General features: G+C 68.9%; 25 protein-coding genes and 2 pseudogenes. 16 read left to right on the top strand and 11 right to left on the bottom strand.

What is annotated here, in order from left to right; translation table 11 throughout:
- Positions 1-28 precede the first annotated feature (28 nt).
- The 8 genes and pseudogenes from GA0074694_RS05780 (at position 29) to GA0074694_RS31475 (ending at position 6,115) form a co-directional block, all read left to right on the top strand.
- Positions 29-943, top strand: a complete 915-nt coding sequence (locus GA0074694_RS05780) for a helix-turn-helix domain-containing protein (RefSeq protein ID WP_218105639.1) — start codon at positions 29-31, stop codon at positions 941-943.
- Positions 862-1,035 (top strand): integrase core domain-containing protein, encoded by a 174-nt coding sequence (locus GA0074694_RS34095; RefSeq protein WP_425413605.1) that lies wholly within the window; start codon positions 862-864, stop codon positions 1,033-1,035. Before GA0074694_RS05780 ends, GA0074694_RS34095 begins: the two co-directional genes overlap by 82 nt.
- Before the next feature lie 36 nt (positions 1,036-1,071).
- Positions 1,072-2,136, top strand: coding sequence for an integrase core domain-containing protein (locus GA0074694_RS05790; protein WP_245714552.1), 1,065 nt, complete (start codon positions 1,072-1,074; stop codon positions 2,134-2,136).
- 346 nt (positions 2,137-2,482) lie between these two features.
- A complete protein-coding gene (locus GA0074694_RS05795) occupies positions 2,483-3,256 on the top strand; it encodes a site-specific integrase (protein ID WP_245714553.1) in 774 nt (257 codons plus the stop codon).
- Positions 3,257-3,291: 35 nt separating this feature from the next.
- A pseudogene (locus GA0074694_RS05800) lies at positions 3,292-3,985 on the top strand (RibD family protein).
- Entirely contained in the window at positions 3,982-4,446 is a 465-nt protein-coding gene (locus GA0074694_RS05805; protein WP_091453583.1) for a dCMP deaminase, read from the top strand. The pseudogene GA0074694_RS05800 and the gene GA0074694_RS05805 overlap by 4 nt, the downstream one beginning before the upstream one ends.
- Positions 4,447-5,071: 625 nt before the next feature.
- Complete coding sequence (locus GA0074694_RS05810) at positions 5,072-5,413, top strand: ArsR/SmtB family transcription factor (protein ID WP_091453587.1); 342 nt, start codon at positions 5,072-5,074, stop codon at positions 5,411-5,413.
- A gap of 489 nt (positions 5,414-5,902) precedes the next feature.
- A complete protein-coding gene (locus GA0074694_RS31475; protein WP_091453590.1) occupies positions 5,903-6,115 on the top strand; it encodes a hypothetical protein in 213 nt (70 codons plus the stop codon).
- 179 nt (positions 6,116-6,294) lie between these two features.
- Here the strand turns inward: GA0074694_RS31475 and GA0074694_RS05820 are convergent, their stop codons facing one another.
- The 3 genes from GA0074694_RS05820 to GA0074694_RS30725 form a co-directional block, all read right to left on the bottom strand.
- The gene (locus GA0074694_RS05820) at positions 6,295-6,762 is read right to left on the bottom strand and encodes a DUF3618 domain-containing protein (RefSeq protein WP_091453594.1); all 468 of its coding nucleotides are present in this window, start codon (positions 6,760-6,762) and stop codon (positions 6,295-6,297) included.
- Complete coding sequence (locus GA0074694_RS05825; RefSeq protein ID WP_091458711.1) at positions 6,759-7,190, bottom strand: phage holin family protein; 432 nt, start codon at positions 7,188-7,190, stop codon at positions 6,759-6,761. Before GA0074694_RS05825 ends, GA0074694_RS05820 begins: the two co-directional genes overlap by 4 nt.
- A gap of 85 nt (positions 7,191-7,275) precedes the next feature.
- On the bottom strand, positions 7,276-7,530 hold the full coding sequence (locus tag GA0074694_RS30725; protein WP_141713982.1) for a hypothetical protein: 255 nt from the start codon (positions 7,528-7,530) through the stop codon (positions 7,276-7,278).
- A 288-nt stretch (positions 7,531-7,818) separates the two neighbouring features.
- On the opposite strand from GA0074694_RS30725, the pseudogene GA0074694_RS05830 reads away from it, so the two are divergent.
- From GA0074694_RS05830 to GA0074694_RS30730, 3 genes and pseudogenes are all read left to right on the top strand, one after another.
- Positions 7,819-8,199, top strand: a pseudogene (locus GA0074694_RS05830) (fatty acid desaturase family protein); the annotation flags it as partial.
- Between the two features lie 144 nt (positions 8,200-8,343).
- Positions 8,344-9,186 (top strand): IS5 family transposase, encoded by an 843-nt coding sequence (locus GA0074694_RS05835; protein WP_091453604.1) that lies wholly within the window; start codon positions 8,344-8,346, stop codon positions 9,184-9,186.
- Positions 9,187-9,426: 240 nt separating this feature from the next.
- The gene (locus GA0074694_RS30730; protein WP_141713983.1) at positions 9,427-9,636 is read left to right on the top strand and encodes a hypothetical protein; all 210 of its coding nucleotides are present in this window, start codon (positions 9,427-9,429) and stop codon (positions 9,634-9,636) included.
- A gap of 20 nt (positions 9,637-9,656) precedes the next feature.
- Here GA0074694_RS30730 and GA0074694_RS05840 read toward each other — a convergent pair whose 3' ends face one another.
- From GA0074694_RS05840 to GA0074694_RS05850, 3 genes are read right to left on the bottom strand one after another with little or no spacing between them, the layout of a single operon-like run.
- Positions 9,657-11,030 carry a DUF6880 family protein gene (locus tag GA0074694_RS05840; protein WP_091453607.1) on the bottom strand — a complete coding sequence of 458 codons (1,374 nt, stop codon included), beginning with the start codon at positions 11,028-11,030 and terminating at the stop codon, positions 9,657-9,659.
- Positions 11,027-11,401, bottom strand: coding sequence for a hypothetical protein (locus tag GA0074694_RS05845; protein WP_218105640.1), 375 nt, complete (start codon positions 11,399-11,401; stop codon positions 11,027-11,029). The genes GA0074694_RS05840 and GA0074694_RS05845 overlap by 4 nt, the downstream gene beginning before the upstream one ends.
- Positions 11,398-12,609: a hypothetical protein gene (locus GA0074694_RS05850; RefSeq protein WP_091453611.1), complete on the bottom strand. Its 1,212-nt coding sequence runs from the start codon at positions 12,607-12,609 to the stop codon at positions 11,398-11,400. Before GA0074694_RS05850 ends, GA0074694_RS05845 begins: the two co-directional genes overlap by 4 nt.
- An 88-nt stretch (positions 12,610-12,697) precedes the next feature.
- Here GA0074694_RS05850 and GA0074694_RS05855 point away from each other — a divergent pair, with 88 nt between their 5' ends.
- Both GA0074694_RS05855 and GA0074694_RS05860 read left to right on the top strand, forming a co-directional pair.
- Positions 12,698-14,407, top strand: coding sequence for a hypothetical protein (locus GA0074694_RS05855; RefSeq protein WP_141713984.1), 1,710 nt, complete (start codon positions 12,698-12,700; stop codon positions 14,405-14,407).
- A gap of 72 nt (positions 14,408-14,479) precedes the next feature.
- Positions 14,480-14,785, top strand: a complete 306-nt coding sequence (locus GA0074694_RS05860) for a hypothetical protein (RefSeq protein ID WP_091453618.1) — start codon at positions 14,480-14,482, stop codon at positions 14,783-14,785.
- Between the two features lie 125 nt (positions 14,786-14,910).
- Here the strand turns inward: GA0074694_RS05860 and GA0074694_RS33545 are convergent, their stop codons facing one another.
- From GA0074694_RS33545 to GA0074694_RS05880, 5 genes are all read right to left on the bottom strand, one after another.
- Positions 14,911-15,723, bottom strand: coding sequence for an ExeA family protein (locus GA0074694_RS33545; protein WP_091453621.1), 813 nt, complete (start codon positions 15,721-15,723; stop codon positions 14,911-14,913).
- Positions 15,720-17,090: a DDE-type integrase/transposase/recombinase gene (locus GA0074694_RS05870; protein ID WP_218105641.1), complete on the bottom strand. Its 1,371-nt coding sequence runs from the start codon at positions 17,088-17,090 to the stop codon at positions 15,720-15,722. Before GA0074694_RS05870 ends, GA0074694_RS33545 begins: the two co-directional genes overlap by 4 nt.
- A gap of 52 nt (positions 17,091-17,142) precedes the next feature.
- Positions 17,143-17,361: a hypothetical protein gene (locus GA0074694_RS32165; RefSeq protein WP_218105642.1), complete on the bottom strand. Its 219-nt coding sequence runs from the start codon at positions 17,359-17,361 to the stop codon at positions 17,143-17,145.
- 21 nt (positions 17,362-17,382) lie between these two features.
- Positions 17,383-17,757, bottom strand: coding sequence for a hypothetical protein (locus GA0074694_RS32170; RefSeq protein ID WP_218105643.1), 375 nt, complete (start codon positions 17,755-17,757; stop codon positions 17,383-17,385).
- A 148-nt stretch (positions 17,758-17,905) separates the two neighbouring features.
- Entirely contained in the window at positions 17,906-18,748 is an 843-nt protein-coding gene (locus GA0074694_RS05880; protein ID WP_091453604.1) for an IS5 family transposase, read from the bottom strand.
- 172 nt (positions 18,749-18,920) lie between these two features.
- On the opposite strand from GA0074694_RS05880, the gene GA0074694_RS05885 reads away from it, so the two are divergent.
- The 3 genes from GA0074694_RS05885 to GA0074694_RS05895 all read left to right on the top strand — a co-directional run bounded on the left by GA0074694_RS05885 (position 18,921) and on the right by GA0074694_RS05895 (position 21,428).
- Positions 18,921-19,136 carry a transposase gene (locus tag GA0074694_RS05885; RefSeq protein WP_091453626.1) on the top strand — a complete coding sequence of 72 codons (216 nt, stop codon included), beginning with the start codon at positions 18,921-18,923 and terminating at the stop codon, positions 19,134-19,136.
- A gap of 265 nt (positions 19,137-19,401) precedes the next feature.
- Positions 19,402-20,649 (top strand): IS4 family transposase, encoded by a 1,248-nt coding sequence (locus GA0074694_RS05890; RefSeq protein WP_091458715.1) that lies wholly within the window; start codon positions 19,402-19,404, stop codon positions 20,647-20,649.
- A gap of 416 nt (positions 20,650-21,065) precedes the next feature.
- The gene (locus GA0074694_RS05895; protein ID WP_425413606.1) at positions 21,066-21,428 is read left to right on the top strand and encodes a tyrosine-type recombinase/integrase; all 363 of its coding nucleotides are present in this window, start codon (positions 21,066-21,068) and stop codon (positions 21,426-21,428) included.
- Positions 21,429-21,477 lie beyond the last annotated feature (49 nt).

Raw genomic sequence — 21,477 nt, forward strand, 5'->3', positions numbered from 1 at the left:
GTGAGCTCGGTTTTATCGGCTCGGGCTGATGATCGCCGGTATGGTCGTGCGGTTGCTGTACTTGGGAATGATCCGCCTGTTCAGCGGTCTGGGGCTACTGATCCGCAGCGACAAAGTGCTGCTGGTCGAGGTCCTCGCGCTGCGGCCTGAGGTGGCGGTGCTCCGCCGCCAGGCTCGGGGCCGGCCGCGACTGTCCTGGCCGGACCGGGCGATCCTGTCCGCCCTGGCGCGCCTGCTGCCCCGCCGGATACGGGGACACCAAATCGTCACTCCGGCGACGTTGCTGGCCTGGCACCGGCGGCTGGTACGACGCCGCTGGACCTACCCGAACCGACCCGGCCGGCCACCGGTCAGCGACGAGATCCGGGACCTGGTGCTGCGGCTGGCCCGCGAGAATCCGCGGTGGGGGCACCGCCGAATCCAGGGCGAGTTGCAGCGGCTGGGCTATCGGGTCGGAGCCGGCACGATCCGCAGGATCCTGGCCCACCGACGTGTCGGCCCGCCGCCCCGCCAGCAGGACACCGACTGGCGAACGTTCCCGCGCACCCAGGCCGCCGGCTTGTCAGCGATCGACTTCTTCCACCTCGACACGATCCTGCTGCGACGCCTCTACGCGCTGGTGGTCATGGACGTGTCCACCCGGAAGGTTCACCTGCTCGGTATTACCGCGCACCCACCGGACAGTGGGTGGTCCAGCAGGCCCGTAACCTCCTCATGGACCGGGGTGAGGGTGCCAGCCAGTTCCGGCTTCTTATCCGCGACCGCGACGGCAAGTACCCAACCGCCTTTGATCACGTCTTCGCCGCCGAAGGCATCACAGTGGTCAAGACCCCGCCCCGCACTCCACGAGCGAACTGCTTCATCGAACGTTGGGGCCGCAACCTCCGCGACGAATGCATCGGCCACGTGTTGCTCTACAACGAGCGACACGCGCTGGCCGTAGTCAGCGAGTACGTGGACCACTTCAACGACCACCGGCCACACCAAGGCCGGCAGCAGCGTGTGCCGTGCCATAACTCGTCGCACATGCTGTGAGCCGGGAGTTCTCGGCTCGGGCTGATGATCTCTGGTATGACCGTGCGGATGCTGTACCTGGGAATGATCAGCCTGTTCAGCGGACTGGGGTTGTTGATCCGGGGCGACAGGGCGTTGCTGGTCGAGGTTCTCGCGCTGCGGCATGAGGTAGCGGTGCTCCGCCGGCAGGTTTCCGGCCGGCTGCGGCTGTCCTGGCCGGACCGGGCGGTCCTGTCCGCCCTGGCCCGCCTGCTGCCCCGCCGGATACGGGAACATCGGATCGTCACCCCGGCCACGTTGCTGAACTGGCACCGCCGCCTGGTACGACGCCACTGGACCTACCCCAACCGACCCGGCCGACCACCAGTCAGCGACGAGATCCGGGACATGGTGCTACGGCTGGCCAGAGAGAACCCGCGATGGGGACACCGCAGAATCAAAGGCGAACTACAGCGGCTCGGCCATCGGATCGGAGCGGGCACGATCCGACGGATCCTGGCCGGCTGGCGGGTCGGCCCGCCGCCCCGCCAGCCAGACACCAACTGGCGCACCTTCCTGCGCAACCAGGCCACTGGCCTTCTGCCCATCGACTTCTTTCACCTCGACACGATCCTGCTGCGGCGCCTGTACGCGCTGGTGGTCATGGAGGTGTCCACCCGACGGGTCCACCTTCTTGGCGTCACCGCGCACCCCACTGGGCAGTGGGTGGTCCAGCAGGCCCGTAACCTCGCTATGGAGCTGGGCGAGCGTGCCAACCGGTTCCGGTTTCTCATCCGCGACCGCGACGGCAAGTACACCGCCGCCTTCGATCACGTCTTCGCCGCTGAAGGCATCACCGTGGTCAAGACCCCGCCCCGCACCCCGCGGGCCAACTGCTTCATCGAGCGCTGGGGCCGCAGCCTCCGCGACGAATGCACCGACCACGTGTTGATCTACAACGAGCGGCACGCGCTGGCCGTAGTCGGCGAGTACGTCGACCATTTCAACGACCACCGGCCGCATCAAGGGCGGCAGCAGCGGCCACCCAACCACGACCCGGCCGCCAGAATCCCCATGGACAAGCCCGTACGACGCCGACGACGACTCAGCGGGGTGACCAACGAGTACCACCGGGCGGCATGAAATGATCTTCAAAATGCCAGGTCAAAGCCACTGAACGAGTTTTGGCACGGTACAGGGTGAGAGACCTTCCCGCCGGGCCGTCGCAGCGCGGCTCCGCGCCCATCGTCGCACTGTTGTGATCCTCGCCCGACGCGGGGCCGGGCACAGCCTTCGCCCAGCCAGCGAACCTGCACGGACCCAAAGCCTCGTTGCGATCCTCGCCCGGCGAGCGGGGGCCGGGCGCAGCCACGCCAGCGCGATGAACATCCCCGAGCCGACCTCGTTGTTGCGATCCTCGCCCGGCACGGGGGCCGGGCGCAGCGGGTCGGTGGGTGCATCAGGTGGCTCAGCACTTGAGCACAGTTTGGTGATCTCGTCTCACTCGTCGCGGGCAAACACCACCCGCCTGCACTACACCCGCGACGTCGAACGCGTCCTGATCCCCCACCTCGGCCAGTACCGCCTCGCCGACCTCGACGCCCAACTGCTGCGCACCGTCTTCGACCAGATCGCCCAGACCACCAACACCAAAGGACTACCCCAGTCCGCCTCCGCGATGCAGCACCTACGCACCACCCTGCGCGCAGCCCTCAACCTCGCCGTCAAACAGGAACTGATCGAGAGCAACCCGGCCCGGTGCATCACCGTCGCCGGCTACCGCAAACCCCACGCCCAGGTCTGGACTGACGACCGCGTCCGCGCCTGGCAGACCACCGGCGAGCACCCGACAGTGGCCGTGTGGACCGCCGAGCAGCTCGGCGCGTTTCTCGACACCGTGGTCGACGACCCGCTGTTCGCGTTCTGGTGGCTCACCGCCCTGCGCGGCCTGCGCCGCGGCGAGGTATGCGGGCTACGGTGGACCGAGGTCGACCTCGACCGCGGCGTGCTGTACGTCGAGCGCAACCGCACCACTGCCGGCTATCAGGTCGTCGAGGGGGAGCCGAAAACCGCCGCCGGACGCCGACCCGTCGCCCTAGACAAGCGCACCGCAGATGCTGCCTTTCGCTGCAAGCGGCGGGACAGCCCGCGACGTCATGGACCGTATGCGGGCCGACGTAAGCCTGCGGTCATGGCTTCCCGGGGACATGTTCGCCGCGCTCGCGGCCTGCGCCGGGGCGGAGGATTTCACCAAGCTCGTTGAGCAGATCATCTCCACCGACCTGAGGAGCTTTCCCCGTGAGTAGGCGGCCATACGTCCTGCTGAGCTGCGCCACGTCCATCGACGGCTACCTGGACGACACCACCGCGGCGAGGCTGCTGCTGTCCAATGACGCCGACTTCGACCGCGTCGACGCCGTACGCGCCGAGTGCGACGCGATTCTCGTCGGAGCCAACACCATCAGGAAGGACAACCCTCGGCTGCTCGTTCGGTCCCAGGCCCGCCGTGACTCGCGGATCGCACGCGGTCTGCCCGCCTCGCCAACGAAGGTCACCTTGACCGGCCAGGGAGACCTCGACCCGGACGCGCAGTTCTTCCGCGCCGGCGACACCGAGAAGATCGTGTACTGCGCCACCCCTGGGTGGGACAAGGCACAGGAACGGCTCGCCGGCGTAGCCACGGTCGTGGACGCAGGCAACCCGGCCGACCCACGGCGTGTCGTGGAAGACCTGGCGTCCCCGTGGCATCCAACGGCTGATGATCGAAGGTGGCGGCACCATCCACACCCAGTTCCTCGCCGCCGGACTCGCGGACGAACTACACCTCGTCATCGCGCCCTTCTTCGTCGGCGACTCGACGGCACCCCGCTTCGTCAACGACGGCTCCTACCCCTGGAACCCCAACAATCGGGCCCGACTCGTCGAGACACGCCAACTCGGCGACGTCGTCCTTCTGCGCTACGCCCTCTCCCCCCGGTGCGGCCAGGCATGACCGACCAGCAACACGTCGACCGGCAGTGGCTGCAAGCCGCGATCGACCTGTCACACCTCTGCCCAGCCGTGGAAACCGCGTACGCCGTCGGCGCCATCATCGTCGACCGTCATGGACACGAGGTCAGCCGAGGCTTCTCCCGGGAGACCGACTCCCACGTCCACGCCGAGGAATCCGCCCTCGCCAAACTCGCCGACACCAGCTTCGACCTGTCCGGCTCGACGATCTACACATCACTGGAACCGTGCAGCGTCCGGAAGTCCCGTCCACGCCCCTGCGCGGAGCTGATCATCGCCGCCGGGATCACCCGAGTCGTCCTCGCCCTCCGCGAGCCACCCCTCTTCGTCACCTGCCACGGCGTTGAACTCCTACAAACGGCGGGCGCAGAGGTCATCGAGATACCCGAACTCGCCGACCAGGTCAGAGCGATCAACGCACACCTCCCCGGCATCGGCGGGTAGCCGGAGCGCCGACGGACCCGGCACGCGATATTGCGCAGTCTGGATCGGCCGCAGAGACCGCAAGGACGGCGTGTAGCACGTCGACGTCACCGGCCAGCGCTCCGCGCTGGCCGAGTACCGCGACGCCGCCAGGCAGGTAGGGGATCACCCTCATCGCCGCCGACACAGCCGGCTCGCAGCTGCATGCCCTCGGAAAGGCAGGGTTCCGCCAGGCGAGCCGCCCGACACCGGGACGACTACGCGCCGGCCCGCGGGTCCCTCGTTCTACTCGACTGTTCCAGCTCGGTACATCAGCCACCGGGGTCGGTCGCGTGGGGAGGCCTAGTTCGGCCAGGGCGGTGTCGAGCATGGTGTCCCAGTCGCTGTCGACGGCCACGCTGGGGACGGGTTCCTCAGGTTCGGTCAAGTCTCCGGCGGAGTCGTGGATCACGAGCACAATGAAGTGGTCTCGCGATATCCGTGAAATCCGGCTGCGCCCCGGTACGTTCGCGCCAGTTTTCCGACGTCCGAGCAGCCGCCGAGCAGCATCTCCAACACCAGACATCGTGTATCGCCGATATGCGCATGGGTGGATTCTGCTGGTGGAAGGATGGCATATGTGGGACCTGTATCGACTCGAACTACTATGCCGCAAATATCGCCGCTCGCTGGCGAGCCGATCAAACGTGCCGATGCCGAGCGGCTCGCGGGGGTCCTGAAGGCCTTCGCGGACCCCGCCCGGCTGCGGCTGCTCAGCCTGATCCAGTCGGCCCCCGAGGGCGAGGCATCCGTCTCTGACCTGACTGCACCGCTCGGGCTCTCGCAGCCCACGGTCAGTCACCACCTGCGCATCCTCACCGAGGCAGGCTTGCTGGAACGGGAGAAGCGCGGTGTCTGGGTGTACTACCGGCTGGTGCCCAGCGCAATCGCGACGATCGCAGATCTCCTGACCCCACCACGCAAACGATCAGCACGGAGAACCCGCTGACACGTGACAATCTCAGCCCTTGGCCTCGCAGCCTGATGCTGATCGGCCACCAGCGGATGCAGACCGAGGCGGCGGTTGCCTGGCCTCACTGTCGTCCTGGCCGCAGCAGCCCGCATCGCCTGGTGTTATGATCCTCGGTTCGATCACCGCCCCCGGGCTCCTGATCGCTTGGTCGCAGGTCCAGACCATCGGACAGCTGCACGCCGTCATGATCGGCATCTTCTACTTCGGCCAGGCTGTCGGGTCGTCCCCGAACCGGGTCTTCCTGCGGTTGACCACATCGTTCAGGCTCAGCCGGTGCCGTCCGGCACGCGCCGGCCGGGCCATCCCCTCGGGCGATCAGATGCTGTCATTGGTCTTGGCGCAAGCCAGGTCCGCGAGCTCCCTGGCGTCGGTCAGGTTCGCGCTGGACAGGTCCACGCTATGGACGAGGACGAACGGCGGTAATCATCGCGAACCACCCCCTCGGATCCGGCGATCCCCGGGCGGATGCGGCACGCTGACCTTGAGGTCCCCGCGTACACCTCCGCCTGTATCGCCGGATCGGGCGATACCGGTGACGCACGGTCGCAGGGCAGCGGGCCCGTCGAACGTGTCCGGCTGACCAAGGACGAGGTGGTCCAGGATCAGCCGATCGATGGGCATGTCGGTCACGAAGAGATCGAGACAAACATCCCGCAGCCCAGCCGCCGACGGCGGTGACGGTCAGGAGCCCAACAGCGGTGGCTCCTGTCGCTACTGGGAGATCGGTGAGGGCGGGCGGGTCGGTGGACCACCCGCCCTCACCTACATCTCCCTCCGGCTTGCCCTGTTGCGCCACCCGATCGCTGTGCACCTGCAGGCCTGGCAGGACAGCGAGTTGCTGGCCGCTGGGCTGCTGGTCAGTGGCGCCGACGGCGTCGGTAGACGACGACCGCGAGGGTGACCGCAGTGCCGGCGGCGGCGAGAACCGGTAGCGGTTTCCCACGTACCGAGCCGCCGATCTTCGTTGCCGCCCCGCGGGCGGTGGTGACCAGGGCGGATTCCGCCTTGCCGGTGGTCTGCGCGCCGGCTTTCGCCGCGCCGCGTACCGCAGTGGTGGCTTTTTGGGCTTTCTGCGTGACGGGCTTGATGCGTTGGGAGGCCTTCTGGCTCGCCGTGCGGGCCAGTTGGGTCGCTGTGGTCTTCGTCGACTGGCCGGCCTGGGTGAGGCGCTGCCGGAGTCCGCCGGCCGCGCTGGTGGCCTTGGTCCGCAAGCGGGTCTTGACGTCGGTCTTGGTGGCCAGGGCAGCGACGGTTTCGCCGAGCTCTGCGCGGGTCCGTTGAACGTTCTGTCGGGTCTTGTCCAGGTCACCGCTTCCCGCCGTCATGGCTGCCTCCGAGTCGCCGCGCCGCGTATCGCCTCGGCGTCCGCGCGTACGCTGTCCCGGGTCGCTGTCGGTGTGGCCGGCATGGCCTTGCTGACCTGCTTCTTGCCGCGTTGCCCCGCGATCGCGGCGGCGATGGCCAGAACTACGGTGACGATCAGGGCAGCCAGCGCGTCGGGCATGACCGCTCCCAACGCCAACACGAGCGTGGCGACGGCAGTACCGCCGGCGTAGAGACCGAGTGCGGCGCTTCCGCCGAGCAGCCCCGCGCCGACGCCCGCTCGTTTGCCCTTCGCGGTCATCTCCGCCCGCGCCATCGTCAACTCGTCGCGCACCAGCCGGGTGATCTGCTCCGTGGCGCGCTGCACCAACTCGGCGACCGGCGTGTCAGTAGAAGCGGCGCCGGGACCGCCGCCGGAACGTTCGGCCATCAATACCCCCATCTCTTTTCACGCCGGATGCCTGAAGCGCTCACGATGGCTGACCGGCCAGTGGCGCTGCCCGGAACCGGCGGTGTCAGCCGTTGTTGGTCGCGGGTATGCCGACTGCTCCCTGCGGAGGGGCGTCGATTCGTCCCCCGAGGGGCGGGACCGTGGTCTCGCCCAGCGGCCCGGCGACGTCCCCCATGAGGGGACCGTGGACATCTTCCGACCGGATGCCGCCGACGCGGCGACGGCGCAGGGTCAGCGTGCTCGCTACGCCGCTCAGCGCCCCGGCCGCGAAAGCAAGAATGAGCGCTTGCCGGACGGCAGAGTTTCTCCTACGTGCCATCACTGCTCCCTGAATCCAACGAACCTGCATGGTCCTGATTGTCGGACTCTGTCGCCGCTACCAGGTGCCTAATCGGCGGACTCGCATAAAACGCGAGCGCCATCTGCCTCTCGGCCGCCGGGCCAGCTGTCGTTTCTCCGTGAGCAGGGACGGCGGCGGGTAAGACTGGCACCAGGAGCAGCGATCCGCTGGTTTGCCCCCTGCGGCACGACACAAGGACCGCCCCTGGCGACCGGCCGACGGCAGAACCGGCAGAGCCGGCCAGCGTGGAGTACAGGAGTAGCGAGGGTGAGCGATACGGATCTTGGCGCCCGCAGCGAGCGGGGCAGTGACTACGCAGACCTCTCACGCCTGGTCCGAGGCGCGGGTCTCCTCGACCGGCGGCCCGGCCGCTACGCGATGCGGATAACGGTGCTGCTGGGTTGCCTCGGGGTAGTGGGCGTGATGTTCGTCCGGCTCGGGCAGTCGTGGTGGCAGACCGCCACCGCCGCCACCGCCGCAGTGCTGTTCGCGCAGCTCGCGTTTCTCGGTCACGACGCCGGACATCGGCAGATCTTCCGCTCCCGGCTGGCGAACGACGTGGTCGGTCTGATCTGTGGCAACCTGCTGACCGGGATCAGTTACGGCTGGTGGGTGGACAAGCACAACCGCCACCACGCCCATCCGAACACCGAAGGCGGAGCTTGACCCCTGATCCTGGACATGGGTTTAGAGGTCGCGCGGAATGGTGGGTTGATCGGCGCGCCTGAACGGATGCAGGCACAGAACTGGTGATCATGAAGTTGCTGACGCTCCGTGATCACGGGAGGTTCTGTGCCTGCCATCCCAGCATGGCTGATCGAGCCGTTGTGGGTCCAGTTCGCCGCGCTGCTCCCCGATCGGCCGACCTACCAACCGACACATCCGCTGGGCTGTCACCGCAAGCGGATCGATGACCGCATCGTGTTCGACAAGCTGGTCCAGGTGTTGCGGTTCGGCTGCGCCTACGAGGCGATCGCCGATGCCACCTGTTCGGCCACCACGATCCGCGGCCGCCGTGACGAGTGGATAGAGCTTGGGGTGTTCGCCCAGCTCAAACAGATCGCCCTGGACGCCTACGACCGGCTCGTCGGCCTGGTCCTCGACGACATCGCCGTGGACGGCTGCATCACCAAGGCTCCCGGCGGCGGCGAGGCCGCCGGACGCTCACCGGTCGACCGGGGCAAGCAGGGCATGAAACGCTCGTTGATGGTCGACGGCTACGGCATCCCCCTCGGCCGGGTCCTGGCCGGCGCGAACCGACACGACTCACCCCTGCTCGGCCCCACCCTCGACCACCTCGACGACCTCGGCCCACTACCCCAGGCCATCACGGTGCACCTCGACGCCGGATACGACTCCCAGGTCACCCGCGCCCTGCTGGCCGAGCGCGGCCTGACCGGTGAGATCGCCCACAAGGGCGACAAGGCGCCCATCCAGGCGAGCCAACGGTGGCACGTCGAACGGACGAACAGCTGGCACAACGCGTTCAACCGGCTGCAACGCTGCTACGAACGAACAGAGAAGGTCATCGACGCCTTCTTCGACCTCGCCGACGCGATCATCACCGTCCGCAGCCTCATCCGGCGTGCATGGACCCTCTACCGGTGGAACAACCGACCCGCCCGCCGCCGATGATCAACAACCATTCCGCGCGACCTCTAAGGAGTATCAATTGGCAAGCTCTCCGTCCGGTCGGGGAGCTTTTTGTATGCCCTGGTCCGGGCGGTTCACTCGATCAGGTGACGGGGTCGGACAGGCGGGAAGTCGCCGTAGTGCTGGAACAGTTGCGGTAGTGCTGGTTCGGTACGGAACATTCGAGCACCACCGGAGCACCACGCGGGCATCCCGAGCCGCCGACGGGCAGGGCTAACCGGGATGCCGACGGTCACGACCAGCGGTACTCCAGGGGCAAACCTTGTCCGACGAATTGGTAGCGGCCGCGGGTACGACCTCACCGTCGACGACCGCCTGATCCTGCCCTGCGGACTGCGCCACACGGTCACTGACATCATCGAACGTGCCGGATCGAGCCTGGCCGTCGCCGACCAGCGCAGGATAGCGGCGCTGCCGGTGGAAGGCGTGTAGCGCGTTCGGCGCCGAGTTGATCATTCGGAGACATGTCGACCCCAGCGGGCCTTCGCCTGATCGAGGAAGGACGGCTGTGGGGTCGGGTCGGTTCCGGTCACCACCGCATCGAAGCCTGGCAGGAAGCTCGTCTTGCGGCCGTGCTGCGCATACACCTCATCGACGACCTGCTGCCACTGGTCTGGCTGGTCTGCCTGCTGGTAGCAGCGCTTGGCGTGGTCGAAGTACCGCAGCGCGGCGTCGTAGTACTTGCTCTTGCCGGCCTCCAGGATACGCATGCCCGCGGCCCGCCAGATCCGGGCGGCCTCACCGGGGTGGCCCGGTTCCAGCGCGGTACCGGCCTGTTCTGCCGCGTGGTGGCCGACGCCCTCCCATGAGCTGTCGGAGGTGCGGGCGGCCAGTTGCCCGAGGCGTCCAGTCTCGTCGGTGTGCAGCAGCAGCTCGATCACCGCGGGCAGGTAGCGGTCGCCGTCCAGCGCCTCGGTGATGGCTCGGTCGTGCCAGCCGGGGCGCTCAGCGTGCGGGACGAACGTCATCAGGTGGTCGTAGGAGTACCGGTCGGGGTGCTTGCGGTAGTCGGCCCAGGCCGTCTCCAGCGCCTGATCGCCGTGACCCAGGTCGGCCAGGAGCCGCGGCTTGAGCTCGGTGAGGCTGTGCGCGGCGAAGGACGGGTACGGCCGCTCGGCGTCGAGTTGCAGGCCACGCTCCACCCAGGCCAGCGCCTGGGCCGGGTCGCCCCGGGAGACCAGCAGGTTCGCAACCGTGAGGCAATCGTCGGCGGTCAGGCCCGTGCGTTCGGCGAGTTCGACGTACGCGTCGAGGTCTCCTCCGGCGGCATACAGCGACCGCAGCACCTCGGCCCACCGTGTCGTCTCGGCCCGTCGCCGGCGCGCGTCCCGGTCGGCTTGGTCCGACCCGACGGAGGCCGGAGTTGCCTGATCGGCGGCCTCGAACCGGCTGCGGATCTGGTCGATGAACGCCGCGAGGCCGGCCTCGTCGAAGACGGTGGCGATCTGGTGTTCCAGCCGGTGGCAGAAGCCGTACTGGTCGTCGTCCATCCAGGCCAGCAGCCGGGCCGTAGTCTGCTGCGGGGACGCCTGCGCGGCCTGGCGGGCGGTGATCCAGCCGCTGATCAGGCTCTGGGCGAACATGCCGAAGCTGCCGCTGGAGTCGTCGACCTCCTCGGCCTTCTCATAGCACCCGGCCAGGAACGTCTCGTACAGGGTGGCAGCCCGTTCGGCATCGTCGGCGACGAGCTGGCCGACGGTCGCCGTGACCTGTTCGAGGCCGTCGACGAACCGGAAGCAGCCGCGGTCGGACACGAACCGGCCCGGGTCGAGGGCGTGTTCGATCTCGGCTTCCACGGGATCCGGGTGGTTGCTCTTGGTGCTCACCGGGACCTCCGGCGGGAACGGGTGCTGGTCGGCTCGGGTTCGGCGCGGGCCGCGTGGAAGCCCGAGTCGTCGCCGAGGTGGAAGAAGATCCACCCATCGAGCGTGCCGTCGTCGGCGAGGCTTGCCCAGCCACGACCGGTGACCTGGTCGCCCTCGTCGCTGCCCTCCCAGGTGAACTCGACGCAGGGCCGCCCGTCGCGGGTCGTCTCGCGGCAGTCCATCCACCCATCGACGACGATGAACCCGAACCGCCCGGTCCGGTCGCGGTCGAACTCGATGAACGCGGGCGCCACCAGGTCGATGGCGTCGGTGTCCCACAACTCCATCGATACGATCCGCCACCGGCCGGTGAAGTCCGCCATGCTCGTCATCCGAGTCCCTCCACGTCGCTGCGAGGTCGTAGGAATGCCCGTTGACGGTTGCTCAGCGGGGTGACGCCGGGTAGCGGAGTTCGGTCGAAGAAACCCGCCTTGTACCGCCGCAGCAGCGCCTCGCCGTCGCGCTGCCAGGTGAAGCGGGGCTTGCCCAACAGCCGGGCGAAGACCCGGCCGGCCCGGTCGGGATCCTGCTCGGCCAGCCTGCGTAGCGCGATCGGGGGAAGGGTCTGGCTCTTGAGGTACCCGCTGACCGCCTCCCGGTAGCGGCGACCGGTGATCAGGGCTGGGTCGGCGAACACCTCCTGTATGAGCCGGTACTCCGGCAGGAACCACAGCCCGTCGACCTCGTCGAACATGACGCCGACGGTCTCGGCCTGTTCAAGATCGGGTGATATCGACATCCGGGGTACCGAGGGTGGCTGCTCTTCGTCGGGGGCGTCCTGGGACGCCGGTCTGTGGAGAGCACTGATCCGGGTGGCGTGGTGGTTCCAGAACCCGGCCATCCGGTCGGCGAGTTCGTGCCCGGTGACGATGGCCAGGTCGGCACCGAAGAACTCGATGAAGTGCCCGCGGAGCCGGTGGTGAAGCTCCCAGCCGAGGGCGATCTTGTCCGGGTTGCGGAACACCGCGGCCGGGCAGGTGCTGGCCATCTCGGCCGCGGCCCGGCACATCTCGCGGCGAGCTTCGAGCGGTGCGGCGTTGAGCGCCCCGGACAGCAGCCAGTCCTCGCCGAGCGGCACCAATCTGGCCCACAGGATCGTTTCGGGGGTGAGCTGTTCGAGTAACTGCGGACCCGCGTTGGAGCGAACCCGGTAGGTGAGTTCGTCGGCCAGGTTGACCATGACGGCGGCGTCGCCGTCATGACGTTCGACCTCGAAGATGCCCTCCACGACCGTCACCCAGCAGCGAAGCATGGCGCGTTGGGCCTCCGGCAGGTCGGGCCGGGACGCGACGAACTGTTCCACGACCGTACGGCCGTCGCTGGAACGGTGTTCCAGCACGAAGCGGTCCAGAAAGTTGATGTAGTCGACCTGGTTGCCGGGCTTGGCTGTGCCGAACCGGTTGGCGTAGGCCGAACGGAACTCGCCGGTGAAGCGTTGGCTCTGCCCGAAGGCGACGAGTGCCGCCTTCAACGGCGCGCTGCGGTGGAGCAGATCGTCGTCGGCGGCGGTGACGGAGGAGCCCGGGATGCCCTGGTTCACCTGGCGATTCTGTCAGAGCGCTCGATGTGTCCTCGTGGCCGGTGGGCCGGCTGCCGGTCGCGGCGCGCCGCATGGCATGCTCGCCCGGATGGGCGGACGAGAGGGCAGCCGCCGAGGGCTGCCGGCGCAGCGCCCCGGTCGGGGTGGCCCCGGCAGGCGGCTGCGCGTTCCCGAGGCACGCGCGGCGTACGCCGCCGCGATTGCCGACAGCGCCGCGTTGCTGGCGGCTGCGGACGCGTTGGACGCCGAGGTCTGGGTGGCTTCCAACATCTCGGCGATGCGCAGCGATGTGCCGACCGACGAGGTGTTCACCGTGCTGCTGCTGGACCTCATCGACGAGGCCGAGCGAGACGGCCGTGCCGGCTGCGCGGTCCTGCTGACCGCGATCGCGGCGGTGGGTCCCCGCGAGGTCGCCGGGGCAGCTGGTGCGGCGGCCGGCCGGGTGACCGGCCGGGCCGGCAGGCGTCAGGGCGCCACCGCCGCGGCCGAGGCGCCGCTGCCGCCCTGGACCGGCCTGCTGGGCAAAGCCACGGTCGGGCAGTGCTGGCTGTGGACCGACGAGTTCGGCGAGTGCAGCCAGGTGTTCTGCGAGTTCGCGCACGCGGACGGCCACCGCAGGCACGGGCTCACCGTCACGATCGACCTGGCATTCCACGGCGTGGTGTCGGCGATCGCCATGGTGTCCCAGCCGGCCAACCTCGATCGGACCATCGCGGATCTGCGACGCGGGAAGCCCGGCCGTGGCCGGGTCGAATCGATCGGCGCGCAGCGGGCCCGCAGCCTGGTCCTGGCGGCGATCGAGACATCGCGTGCCCGAGAACGCCCGACGCTGCGCAGCGGGCCGGAGCCGGACGAACTGTGCTACGCCTACCTGCCGCTGCTGACCTGCCGGATGCTCGGCATTTCCGCCGGCGAGCCGGCGTCCCAGGCACCGTCGGCGCAGGCGGCACCCGCCACGCTGGCCGAAGCGTGGCCGGCCAGCCGCCGTACCGAGCTGGTCGAGGCATTCCTCGCCGCGCACCCGCACGGGTGGAGCCACCCGGCGACCGACCGGATGTTCGTCGAACGCGTCGTGGACGCGAGCGTCGAGGTGCTCGGGTTTCCACCCGACCGGATCGGGCCGATCACCGCCACCAGGCTGTTCGGCGAGGTCCTACCGCGTACCTTGATCGCCCCGAAGGTGGTCCTGCGCAGCGCCCGGAGGGTGGCCAAGGCGTGGGTCGCCTGGGTTGCCGCGTCCGGGGAGCTGTCGTGGCGGGCCCGGCTGCGCCTGCGGCGGCGGATGGTCCTGGTTCAGGTGATGTTCGAGCGGATGAGCAGCGAACGGCGGGTCAACCCGCACTTCCCCTATGTGGCTGATCTACCGGCTCACCGGGCGGGTGGCGACGACATCCAGACGACGCTGGACCGGCGCTGGTTCGCGGTACCAGAACCCGGGCACCGCGGTGGGATCACGTTCGAGCGCCCCGACCCCAGGCGACGCGGGTCGTCGACCACGATCGACGTCGACGACTACGACGCGGCCGACCCCTCGCACCGCAAGGCACTCACGACGATCGAACAGGCGTTGCACGGCACCGGGCCGGACGTCATGCCAGCCTGCGTCACAGTCGTCGAGCAACTGTGGGCCGACGAGCCGGCTCAGGTCTGGCAGGTCGCCGGACGGTTGAGCGCGACCGGGGTACCCCGGCAGCAGGTGATCAGGCGGCTGGCGCAAGTGTGGCAACACTGCGACGCCGCAGACCCGGCAGCGTACGCCGCGGCCCTGGAATCCGTCGGCCGGCCGGTCACCCGGTGACGCCACAGCGAACATCACCGCCTGCCCTTCCTGGACCGAAGCGGACGTACCCGTGAACTGTATGGGAGCCCGATGTCCGACGACCTGACCCTGTTCGACCTGCCCGCGCCGCAGCCGCCGCCAGCCGCCAGCCGCTCCGATCGGGGCCGGGCCGGATACCGGTACGCCCGGAGCGTGACCGCCGAGGTGACGGTGCAGCACATCCCGCTCCTGCTCGACACCGCCGTCCAAGCGTTCGACGACGGCACGATGATCGACATCGGCGAAGTCGACGCCGACGACGAGGCGCCGGACACCCGGGAACAGATCGGCAGTGACCCGGCCGCGGCACTAGGCTGGCTCCTCGACTGTTGCCCGGCATTTTCGATGAGGATGTAGCCGTCGTTCGTGGTGAGGACGGGTAGGCAGAAGAATGCCCCGCCGGGGGTGCCGGGCGGGGCAGTTGGTCACCATGGTGACGGGCTGGTCGTCATGGTGACGTCGTGGTCCTCATTGTGATGCGTCTATTCGGCCGTGACCTCGCTGATCGCGGCGCGGGTGGAGGATTCGTCGACGATGGCTTTGTCGTCGGCGAACGCGGCGATGAGGGCTTGGATGGCGAGGTTGTTGATGGCTCGGGGGTAGCCGCGGCTGGCTTGGTGGATGGCGGTGGCGGCGTCGTCGGAGAACAGGGGGTCGTCGCGGCCGGCCAGGCGTAGGTGGTGGCGCAGGTAGGCGGTGGTCTCGTCGCCGGTCATGCCGGACATCGTGTAGCGCAGGCCGATGCGTTGGTCGAGGGCGGCCAGGACGCCGAGTTTGATCCTGCGGCGCAGGGTGGGTTGGCCGACGAGTAGGCAGGCGAAGGGTGACCAGCGGTCGAGGTCGTGGTTGGTGAGCATGCGGATGCCTTCGAGTTGGTTGTGGGTGAGCAGGTGGGCTTCGTCGATGACGAGGACGGGGGTGCGGCCGCGTTCGGCGTGTTCGGTTGCGAGGGCTTCGGCGGCTTGGGGGACGAGGATGGCCATGTGGGGGTGGGGGACGCCGCCGAGGGCGGTGACGATGGCGTGGTGGATGCCGCGGGCGCCGGTGGTGGGGTTGCCGAGGCAGATGATGGTGTGCCGGACCTGGTCGAGGGCTGCGAGGGCGGCGCGGACGGCGACGGTTTTTCCGGCGCCGACTTCGCCGGTGACCACGCCGAGGACGCGTTGTTCGACGCACCAGCTGATGCGGGCGACGGCTTCGGCGTGGGAGCCGTGCCGGTGCAGCATGCCGGGGGCGAGGTCGCGGCCGAACGGCATGCGGGTGAAGCCGTAGTGTGCCTGGAGGCGGTCGATCATCGGTGGGTGTCCTCTCCGGGGGTGCTGGTGACGGTCAGGGCGGTGTAGTTGACGCGGTTGGCGAGTTCGGCCTGGTGCGCGGCGTCGATGAGCTTCAGGTAGCCGATCCCTGACGGCGGTGGTGCCTGGTCAGCCGTTTCGGGTTTGGCCTTGGGGTGGGCGTGGCGGCCGATGTGGTGCGGGATCGCCAGGCCCATGGGTTTGCCGGCCAGCCGGACCTCGATGTTGGTCAGGTCGAAGGGGTCGAACACGAGCTCGACCCGCCGCCCGACCAGGCCGGCGTCGACCTGGTAGGTGTTGCCGTGCAGGGAGACGGTGGCTGTCTTGGTGACGGTGCGGGCGGCTTCCCAGAGGAACGCCTCCCGCAGCGCGGCCGGGCTGGGCAGCCGGGGCGGATCGGCGGTCTGCCAGCGGTGAAGGGGTGTCTGCCCGGTCTCTGAATGTGTGGTGCGGTGGTATCCGGTCTCGGTCCAGGCGGTGAACAACCTGTTGAGACTGGCCAGATCCGGCGCCAGCAGACCACTGTCGGGTGTGGATAGCTCGACGAGGAACTGGTCACGGACCGTCCGGAAGAAGCGTTCGATCTTCCCGCGGCCCTGCGGGCGGCCCGGGGTGGAGTGCACGAGCTTGACGCCCAGCTTGGCGCAGGCCCGCAGCAGCCACGCGTCGACGAACGCGCTGCCGTTGTCCACGTAGATCGACTCTGGGACACCACGCGAGGCCAGGGCCGGGCGCAGTGCGGCCGCCAGACGGACGGTGTCTTCGGCATATCCGAACCGGTGCCCGACCAGCAGCCGGCTGTGATCGTCGAGGAACGCGAACAGGTAGGTCTTGCGCCCGCCGACGTGCGGGCCGTGCAGGGCGTCGCCGACCCACAACTCGTTGGGGCGGGCAGCCTCGAACCGGCCGAACACGGTCACCGCCGTGGCGGGCGGGCCCATCAGTTCCAGGCGGTTCAAGTGCCGCAGCACCGTCGACTCCGACGGTGCCCACCCGAGGTGCTTGTGCAGGATCCGGGCCACCTGCGCGGCGGTCCGGTCAGGGTTCTCCCGCTTCAACGCCGCGGCCATGTCCAGGATCTCGGCCGGGGTGCGCGGGGTGGCCTGCCGAGGGCTGGGCACCAGGGCGTCGAACCCACCGCGGCGCCACGCGGTGATCCACCGGTCCAAGGTCGCCCGGGCCACCCGCACCGGCGTCCCGAACGGCCCCGGATGCTCCCGCTCGGCCAGGTCACGCACCATCCGCCCGCGCTGGCGGCTGGAATACGCCGGATCAGCCGCCTCCCGGATCAGCTGATACCGCCACAACGCGATCTTTCGGGCGCGGTCGGCCCGCACCCGGACCTCATCATCCGCGGTAGTCAACAACAAACCTCCTCAACACTCGCCGTGAAGATCGACAAGTGCTGACGCTGCCCCCTCACATGGCTACTGACCAGGGCGAACTCGTGTTGATCCACTCCGGTGGCCAGTCCGGGGACAACAGACGCCCGCCTGAAACCGCGCCGGCCACCTGCCACGCCGTCACCTCGCGCAGCACGAACCGGCCCGCCACCGCCCGCCCCGCGGCGGTGATCGCGGCCACCGCGTCAGCAAACAGCGAACCGGTCGGGTCGGGAATCTGCGGATCGACCGCCACCGCGACCAGCAGCCGGGTAAATCACGCCCGGACCCGCTCGGCCCGCCCGCCGAACCGCCGCAACCAGCCCCTCACCGTCCCCAGCGGCCGGTCCACCAGCACCGCGACCGGGCGGGCACTCAACCCGGCCGCCTTGGCCTGCACCGCGCGGCCGACCACACCGACAGCATCCGCCCGCCGCACCAGCACGCCGACCGGCAGCAGCACGTGCGTCGCCGCGCACCTCGTGCAGCAGGCACGCCGAGGCCGCACCAGCCAGCGGCCGCCCGACTCAACCCGGATCAGACGCGGCCGCGCCCATCCCCACCCCGCCAACCGGCCCGCGCAACCCGGACAGCGCAGCTCACCCACCACCAACTGCCGTTCGACCCCAACCGGATCGTCGTTTACCGTCATCACCCGGTGCCTCCGCACCTCAAGCGGCCCTCCCGAGCGCCTGGCCAAGGAACACCGGGAGGGCCGCTACCCGCATCAACGTCCTCACGGTGATGACGCGCACGAACAAGCGCAACCCCACTAGGAGGTCGCGCGGAATGGTTGTTGATCATCGGCGGCGGGCGGGTCGGTTGTTCCACCGGTAGAGGGTCCATGCACGCCGGATGAGGCTGCGGACGGTGATGATCGCGTCGGCGAGGTCGAAGAAGGCGTCGATGACCTTCTCTGTTCGTTCGTAGCAGCGTTGCAGCCGGTTGAACGCGTTGTGCCAGCTGTTCGTCCGTTCGACGTGCCACCGTTGGCTCGCCTGGATGGGCGCCTTGTCGCCCTTGTGGGCGATCTCACCGGTCAGGCCGCGCTCGGCCAGCAGGGCGCGGGTGACCTGGGAGTCGTATCCGGCGTCGAGGTGCACCGTGATGGCCTGGGGTAGTGGGCCGAGGTCGTCGAGGTGGTCGAGGGTGGGGCCGAGCAGGGGTGAGTCGTGTCGGTTCGCGCCGGCCAGGACCCGGCCGAGGGGGATGCCGTAGCCGTCGACCATCAACGAGCGTTTCATGCCCTGCTTGCCCCGGTCGACCGGTGAGCGTCCGGCGGCCTCGCCGCCGCCGGGAGCCTTGGTGATGCAGCCGTCCACGGCGATGTCGTCGAGGACCAGGCCGACGAGCCGGTCGTAGGCGTCCAGGGCGATCTGTTTGAGCTGGGCGAACACCCCAAGCTCTATCCACTCGTCACGGCGGCCGCGGATCGTGGTGGCCGAACAGGTGGCATCGGCGATCGCCTCGTAGGCGCAGCCGAACCGCAACACCTGGACCAGCTTGTCGAACACGATGCGGTCATCGATCCGCTTGCGGTGACAGCCCAGCGGATGTGTCGGTTGGTAGGTCGGCCGATCGGGGAGCAGCGCGGCGAACTGGACCCACAACGGCTCGATCAGCCATGCTGGAATGGCAGGCACAGAACCTCCCGTGATCACGGAGCGTCAGCAACTTCATGATCACCAGTTCTGTGCCTGCATCCGTTCAGGCGCGCCGATCAACCCACCATTCCGCGCGACCTCTAAGGCCAGTTAATCTAGCCCGCAGCTTCACCGACCTGGTCCGCACCCGGGGTGGCGCCCGCCTCGATGCATGGGTCAACAGGCAGAACAAGGATCCACTCCCGAGATCCGCTCGTTCGCCAACGGGCTACGCAAGGACTGGACCGCTGTCACCGCTGGTCTGACCATGACCTGGAGCTCCGGCGCGGTCGAAGGCGCCGTGAACCGCATCAGAATGATCAAAAGGGCGATGTATGGCCGGGCCAACCCCGACCTCCTCCGCCGCCGAATCCTCCTCAACGACTGACATCAACGGATAACGATCACCAAGTTCGTGTCAGAGCCATTTTTCAGTGTCCGCTAGCAATCATGCGGTAGGACGGGTCACCTGCCGTGATCGCCTTGGCGCAGGCCAACTCCAGCCGCTCGGGGCCGTGCTTGTCGGCCAGGCCGAGCACGCCCTAGGCGCAATGCCACGTAGCCTAATTTGATCATGTTGTTGTGCTGGGTCTTTGTGGATGGTCGGCGTGGTGGCGTGACCGGCAGGTCGGGTGCTGGTGTGCTTGCCGGTCATGTCCGAGACGGTGGCGGTGACGGCGGATCAGGTGTCGTTGGGGGTGCTGGTGTCCGCGGTGCCGCGGGATGCGGTGGACGCGGCGGTGGCCCGGTTTGGGGTTGGGGCCAGGCGGTCGGATGGGAAGCTTCCGCCGCATGTGGTGGCCTATCTGACGATGGCGTTGTGCCTGTTCGGTGAGGATGACTACGAAGAGGTCGCCACGAAGGTCACCGGGGCGTTGACCCGGTTCGGCTGCTGGGACGCCGCTTGGTCGGTGCCGACCGCGTCGGGGATCAGTCAGGCGCGGCAGCGGCTGGGCGCGCCGGTCATGGAGGAGATTTTCGAGTCGGTGGTGCAGCCGGTGGGCACGACTGATACGCGGGGGGCGTGGCTGCGGCGGTGGCGAGTCCTTGCTATTGACGGCTTCGATGTGGACCTGCCGGACACGCCGGGTAACGCCGCCGAGTTCGGCTACGCCGGCTCGGGGGGCAACCGGTCGGCGTATCCGAAGGCGCGGGTGGTGGCGTTGGCCGAGTGCGGCACGCACGCGTTCCTGGCCGGGGAGGTGTCCGGCTATGGCACCGGGGAGCAGACATTGGCGATGCGGCTGTACCCGCGGCTGCGCCGCGATGAGCTGCTGACCGCCGACCGGGGGTTCTACTCCTTCGACGCCTGGTCTGCTGCGGCGGGCACCGGGGCGGCGTTGCTGTGGCGGGCGCCGACCGGGCTGCGGCTGCCGGTCGTGCGGGTGCTGGCCGACGGCACGTATGTGTCCGTGGTGATCAACCCGAAGATCCGCGGCGCCCGCCGGGACCGCGTCGTCGCCGCTGCCCGCGCTGGGCAGGATCTGGCCCCTGAGCTGGCGTATCTGGTACGAGTGGTCGAGTACGACGTGCCCGACCGCGACGGCGACGGCACCGGCGAGCTGATCGTGCTGCTGACCACCGTCCTCGACCCGGCCGAGGCCCACGCGGACGAGCTGGCCGAGGCCTACCACCTGCGCTGGGAAGAAGAGACCAGCAACGACCAGCTCAAGACGCACCTACGCGGCCCGGGCCGTCTGCTGCGCTCAAGGCTGCCGGAGCTGGCCTACCAGGAAATCTGGGCCTGGCTGATCGTCCACCACGCCCTCGCCGCGTTGATCACCCGCGCGGCCGAAGCCGCCGACCTCGACCCCGACCGGATCAGCTTCACCCGCGCGCTGCGAATCGCCCGCCGTACCGCCACCGGGACGGCGGGCATTCCCCCCTGGAGACTGGACTGACCACCTACCCCACGCACTCGCCGAGCTGGGCCGCAAGCCGCTACCGCCCCGCCGGCACCGCAGCTGCCCCCGGGCGGTCAAACGAGCCCGCCACAACAGCTACCGCGTCAAGAAACACCACGAACCGGCCAGCATCCGCCACGACGGCCCAGCGACCATCCGGTTCTGGGGCCTCAAACCCCCACCACCGGCGGACCCGCCCGCCGCCACCAGCCAGAAAGGACTACCAGAAACACCCGGCCAGACCCGCCCAGCCAGCCGGCGTCAACACCACAGCCCGGACACGCTGACCCGCCCGCCGCACCACACCCGCCGGAAGCCCGTCCGGGCACAAACGACCAGCACAACAACATGATCAAATTTAGGCTACGTGGCATTGGCTCCTGGTCGACCGGGCCGGGCTGCCGCCGATCCGGCTGCACGACCTTCGCCACGGTGCTGCCACCCTCGCCCACACCGCCGGTGCCGACCTCAAGACCATTCAACATCAGCTCGGCCACGCCACGATCCGGATCACCGCCGACACCTACACCACCAGCCTCCCCGCCACCCAACACAAGGCCGCCGAAGCAACCGCCCGCCTCGTCCTCAACGCCGGCACACCCGGCGCCGAGACGCGACCGCCCGCCAAGCGTCGCGACAGCGGGAAGCGACGCCCGGCCAAAACCGCGAAGACGGAGTCCATCTCAAAACGGGACCAGCAGATGCCGCCAAGAGCCGAGGACAACACCGACATGCAGCCGAAGTCCTCGGGCCGCCGCACCCGCAGAGCTCGCTGACCAACCCTCGCCCACCGGGCGGCCTGCCCGGGAAACAGGAACGCTTCTC

It is taken from the genome of Micromonospora inyonensis, from assembly GCF_900091415.1.
Taxonomy (GTDB): domain Bacteria; phylum Actinomycetota; class Actinomycetes; order Mycobacteriales; family Micromonosporaceae; genus Micromonospora; species Micromonospora inyonensis.

Excerpts from the sequence above, each read along its gene's own strand:
- GA0074694_RS05780 (WP_218105639.1), top strand. The coding sequence starts at position 29 with ATGATCGCCGGTATGGTCGTGCGGTTGCTGTACTTGGGAATGATCCGC.
- GA0074694_RS05790 (WP_245714552.1), top strand. The coding sequence starts at position 1,072 with ATGACCGTGCGGATGCTGTACCTGGGAATGATCAGCCTGTTCAGCGGA.
- GA0074694_RS05805 (WP_091453583.1), top strand. The coding sequence starts at position 3,982 with ATGACCGACCAGCAACACGTCGACCGGCAGTGGCTGCAAGCCGCGATC.
- GA0074694_RS05810 (WP_091453587.1), top strand. The coding sequence starts at position 5,072 with ATGCCGCAAATATCGCCGCTCGCTGGCGAGCCGATCAAACGTGCCGAT.
- GA0074694_RS31475 (WP_091453590.1), top strand. The coding sequence starts at position 5,903 with ATGCGGCACGCTGACCTTGAGGTCCCCGCGTACACCTCCGCCTGTATC.
- GA0074694_RS05820 (WP_091453594.1), bottom strand. The coding sequence starts at position 6,762 with ATGACGGCGGGAAGCGGTGACCTGGACAAGACCCGACAGAACGTTCAA.
- GA0074694_RS05825 (WP_091458711.1), bottom strand. The coding sequence starts at position 7,190 with ATGGCCGAACGTTCCGGCGGCGGTCCCGGCGCCGCTTCTACTGACACG.
- GA0074694_RS30725 (WP_141713982.1), bottom strand. The coding sequence starts at position 7,530 with ATGGCACGTAGGAGAAACTCTGCCGTCCGGCAAGCGCTCATTCTTGCT.
- GA0074694_RS30730 (WP_141713983.1), top strand. The coding sequence starts at position 9,427 with ATGCCGACGGTCACGACCAGCGGTACTCCAGGGGCAAACCTTGTCCGA.
- GA0074694_RS05845 (WP_218105640.1), bottom strand. The coding sequence starts at position 11,401 with ATGACGAGCATGGCGGACTTCACCGGCCGGTGGCGGATCGTATCGATG.
- GA0074694_RS05855 (WP_141713984.1), top strand. The coding sequence starts at position 12,698 with ATGGGCGGACGAGAGGGCAGCCGCCGAGGGCTGCCGGCGCAGCGCCCC.
- GA0074694_RS05860 (WP_091453618.1), top strand. The coding sequence starts at position 14,480 with ATGTCCGACGACCTGACCCTGTTCGACCTGCCCGCGCCGCAGCCGCCG.
- GA0074694_RS33545 (WP_091453621.1), bottom strand. The coding sequence starts at position 15,723 with ATGATCGACCGCCTCCAGGCACACTACGGCTTCACCCGCATGCCGTTC.
- GA0074694_RS32170 (WP_218105643.1), bottom strand. The coding sequence starts at position 17,757 with ATGACGGTAAACGACGATCCGGTTGGGGTCGAACGGCAGTTGGTGGTG.
- GA0074694_RS05885 (WP_091453626.1), top strand. The coding sequence starts at position 18,921 with ATGGGTCAACAGGCAGAACAAGGATCCACTCCCGAGATCCGCTCGTTC.
- GA0074694_RS05890 (WP_091458715.1), top strand. The coding sequence starts at position 19,402 with ATGTCCGAGACGGTGGCGGTGACGGCGGATCAGGTGTCGTTGGGGGTG.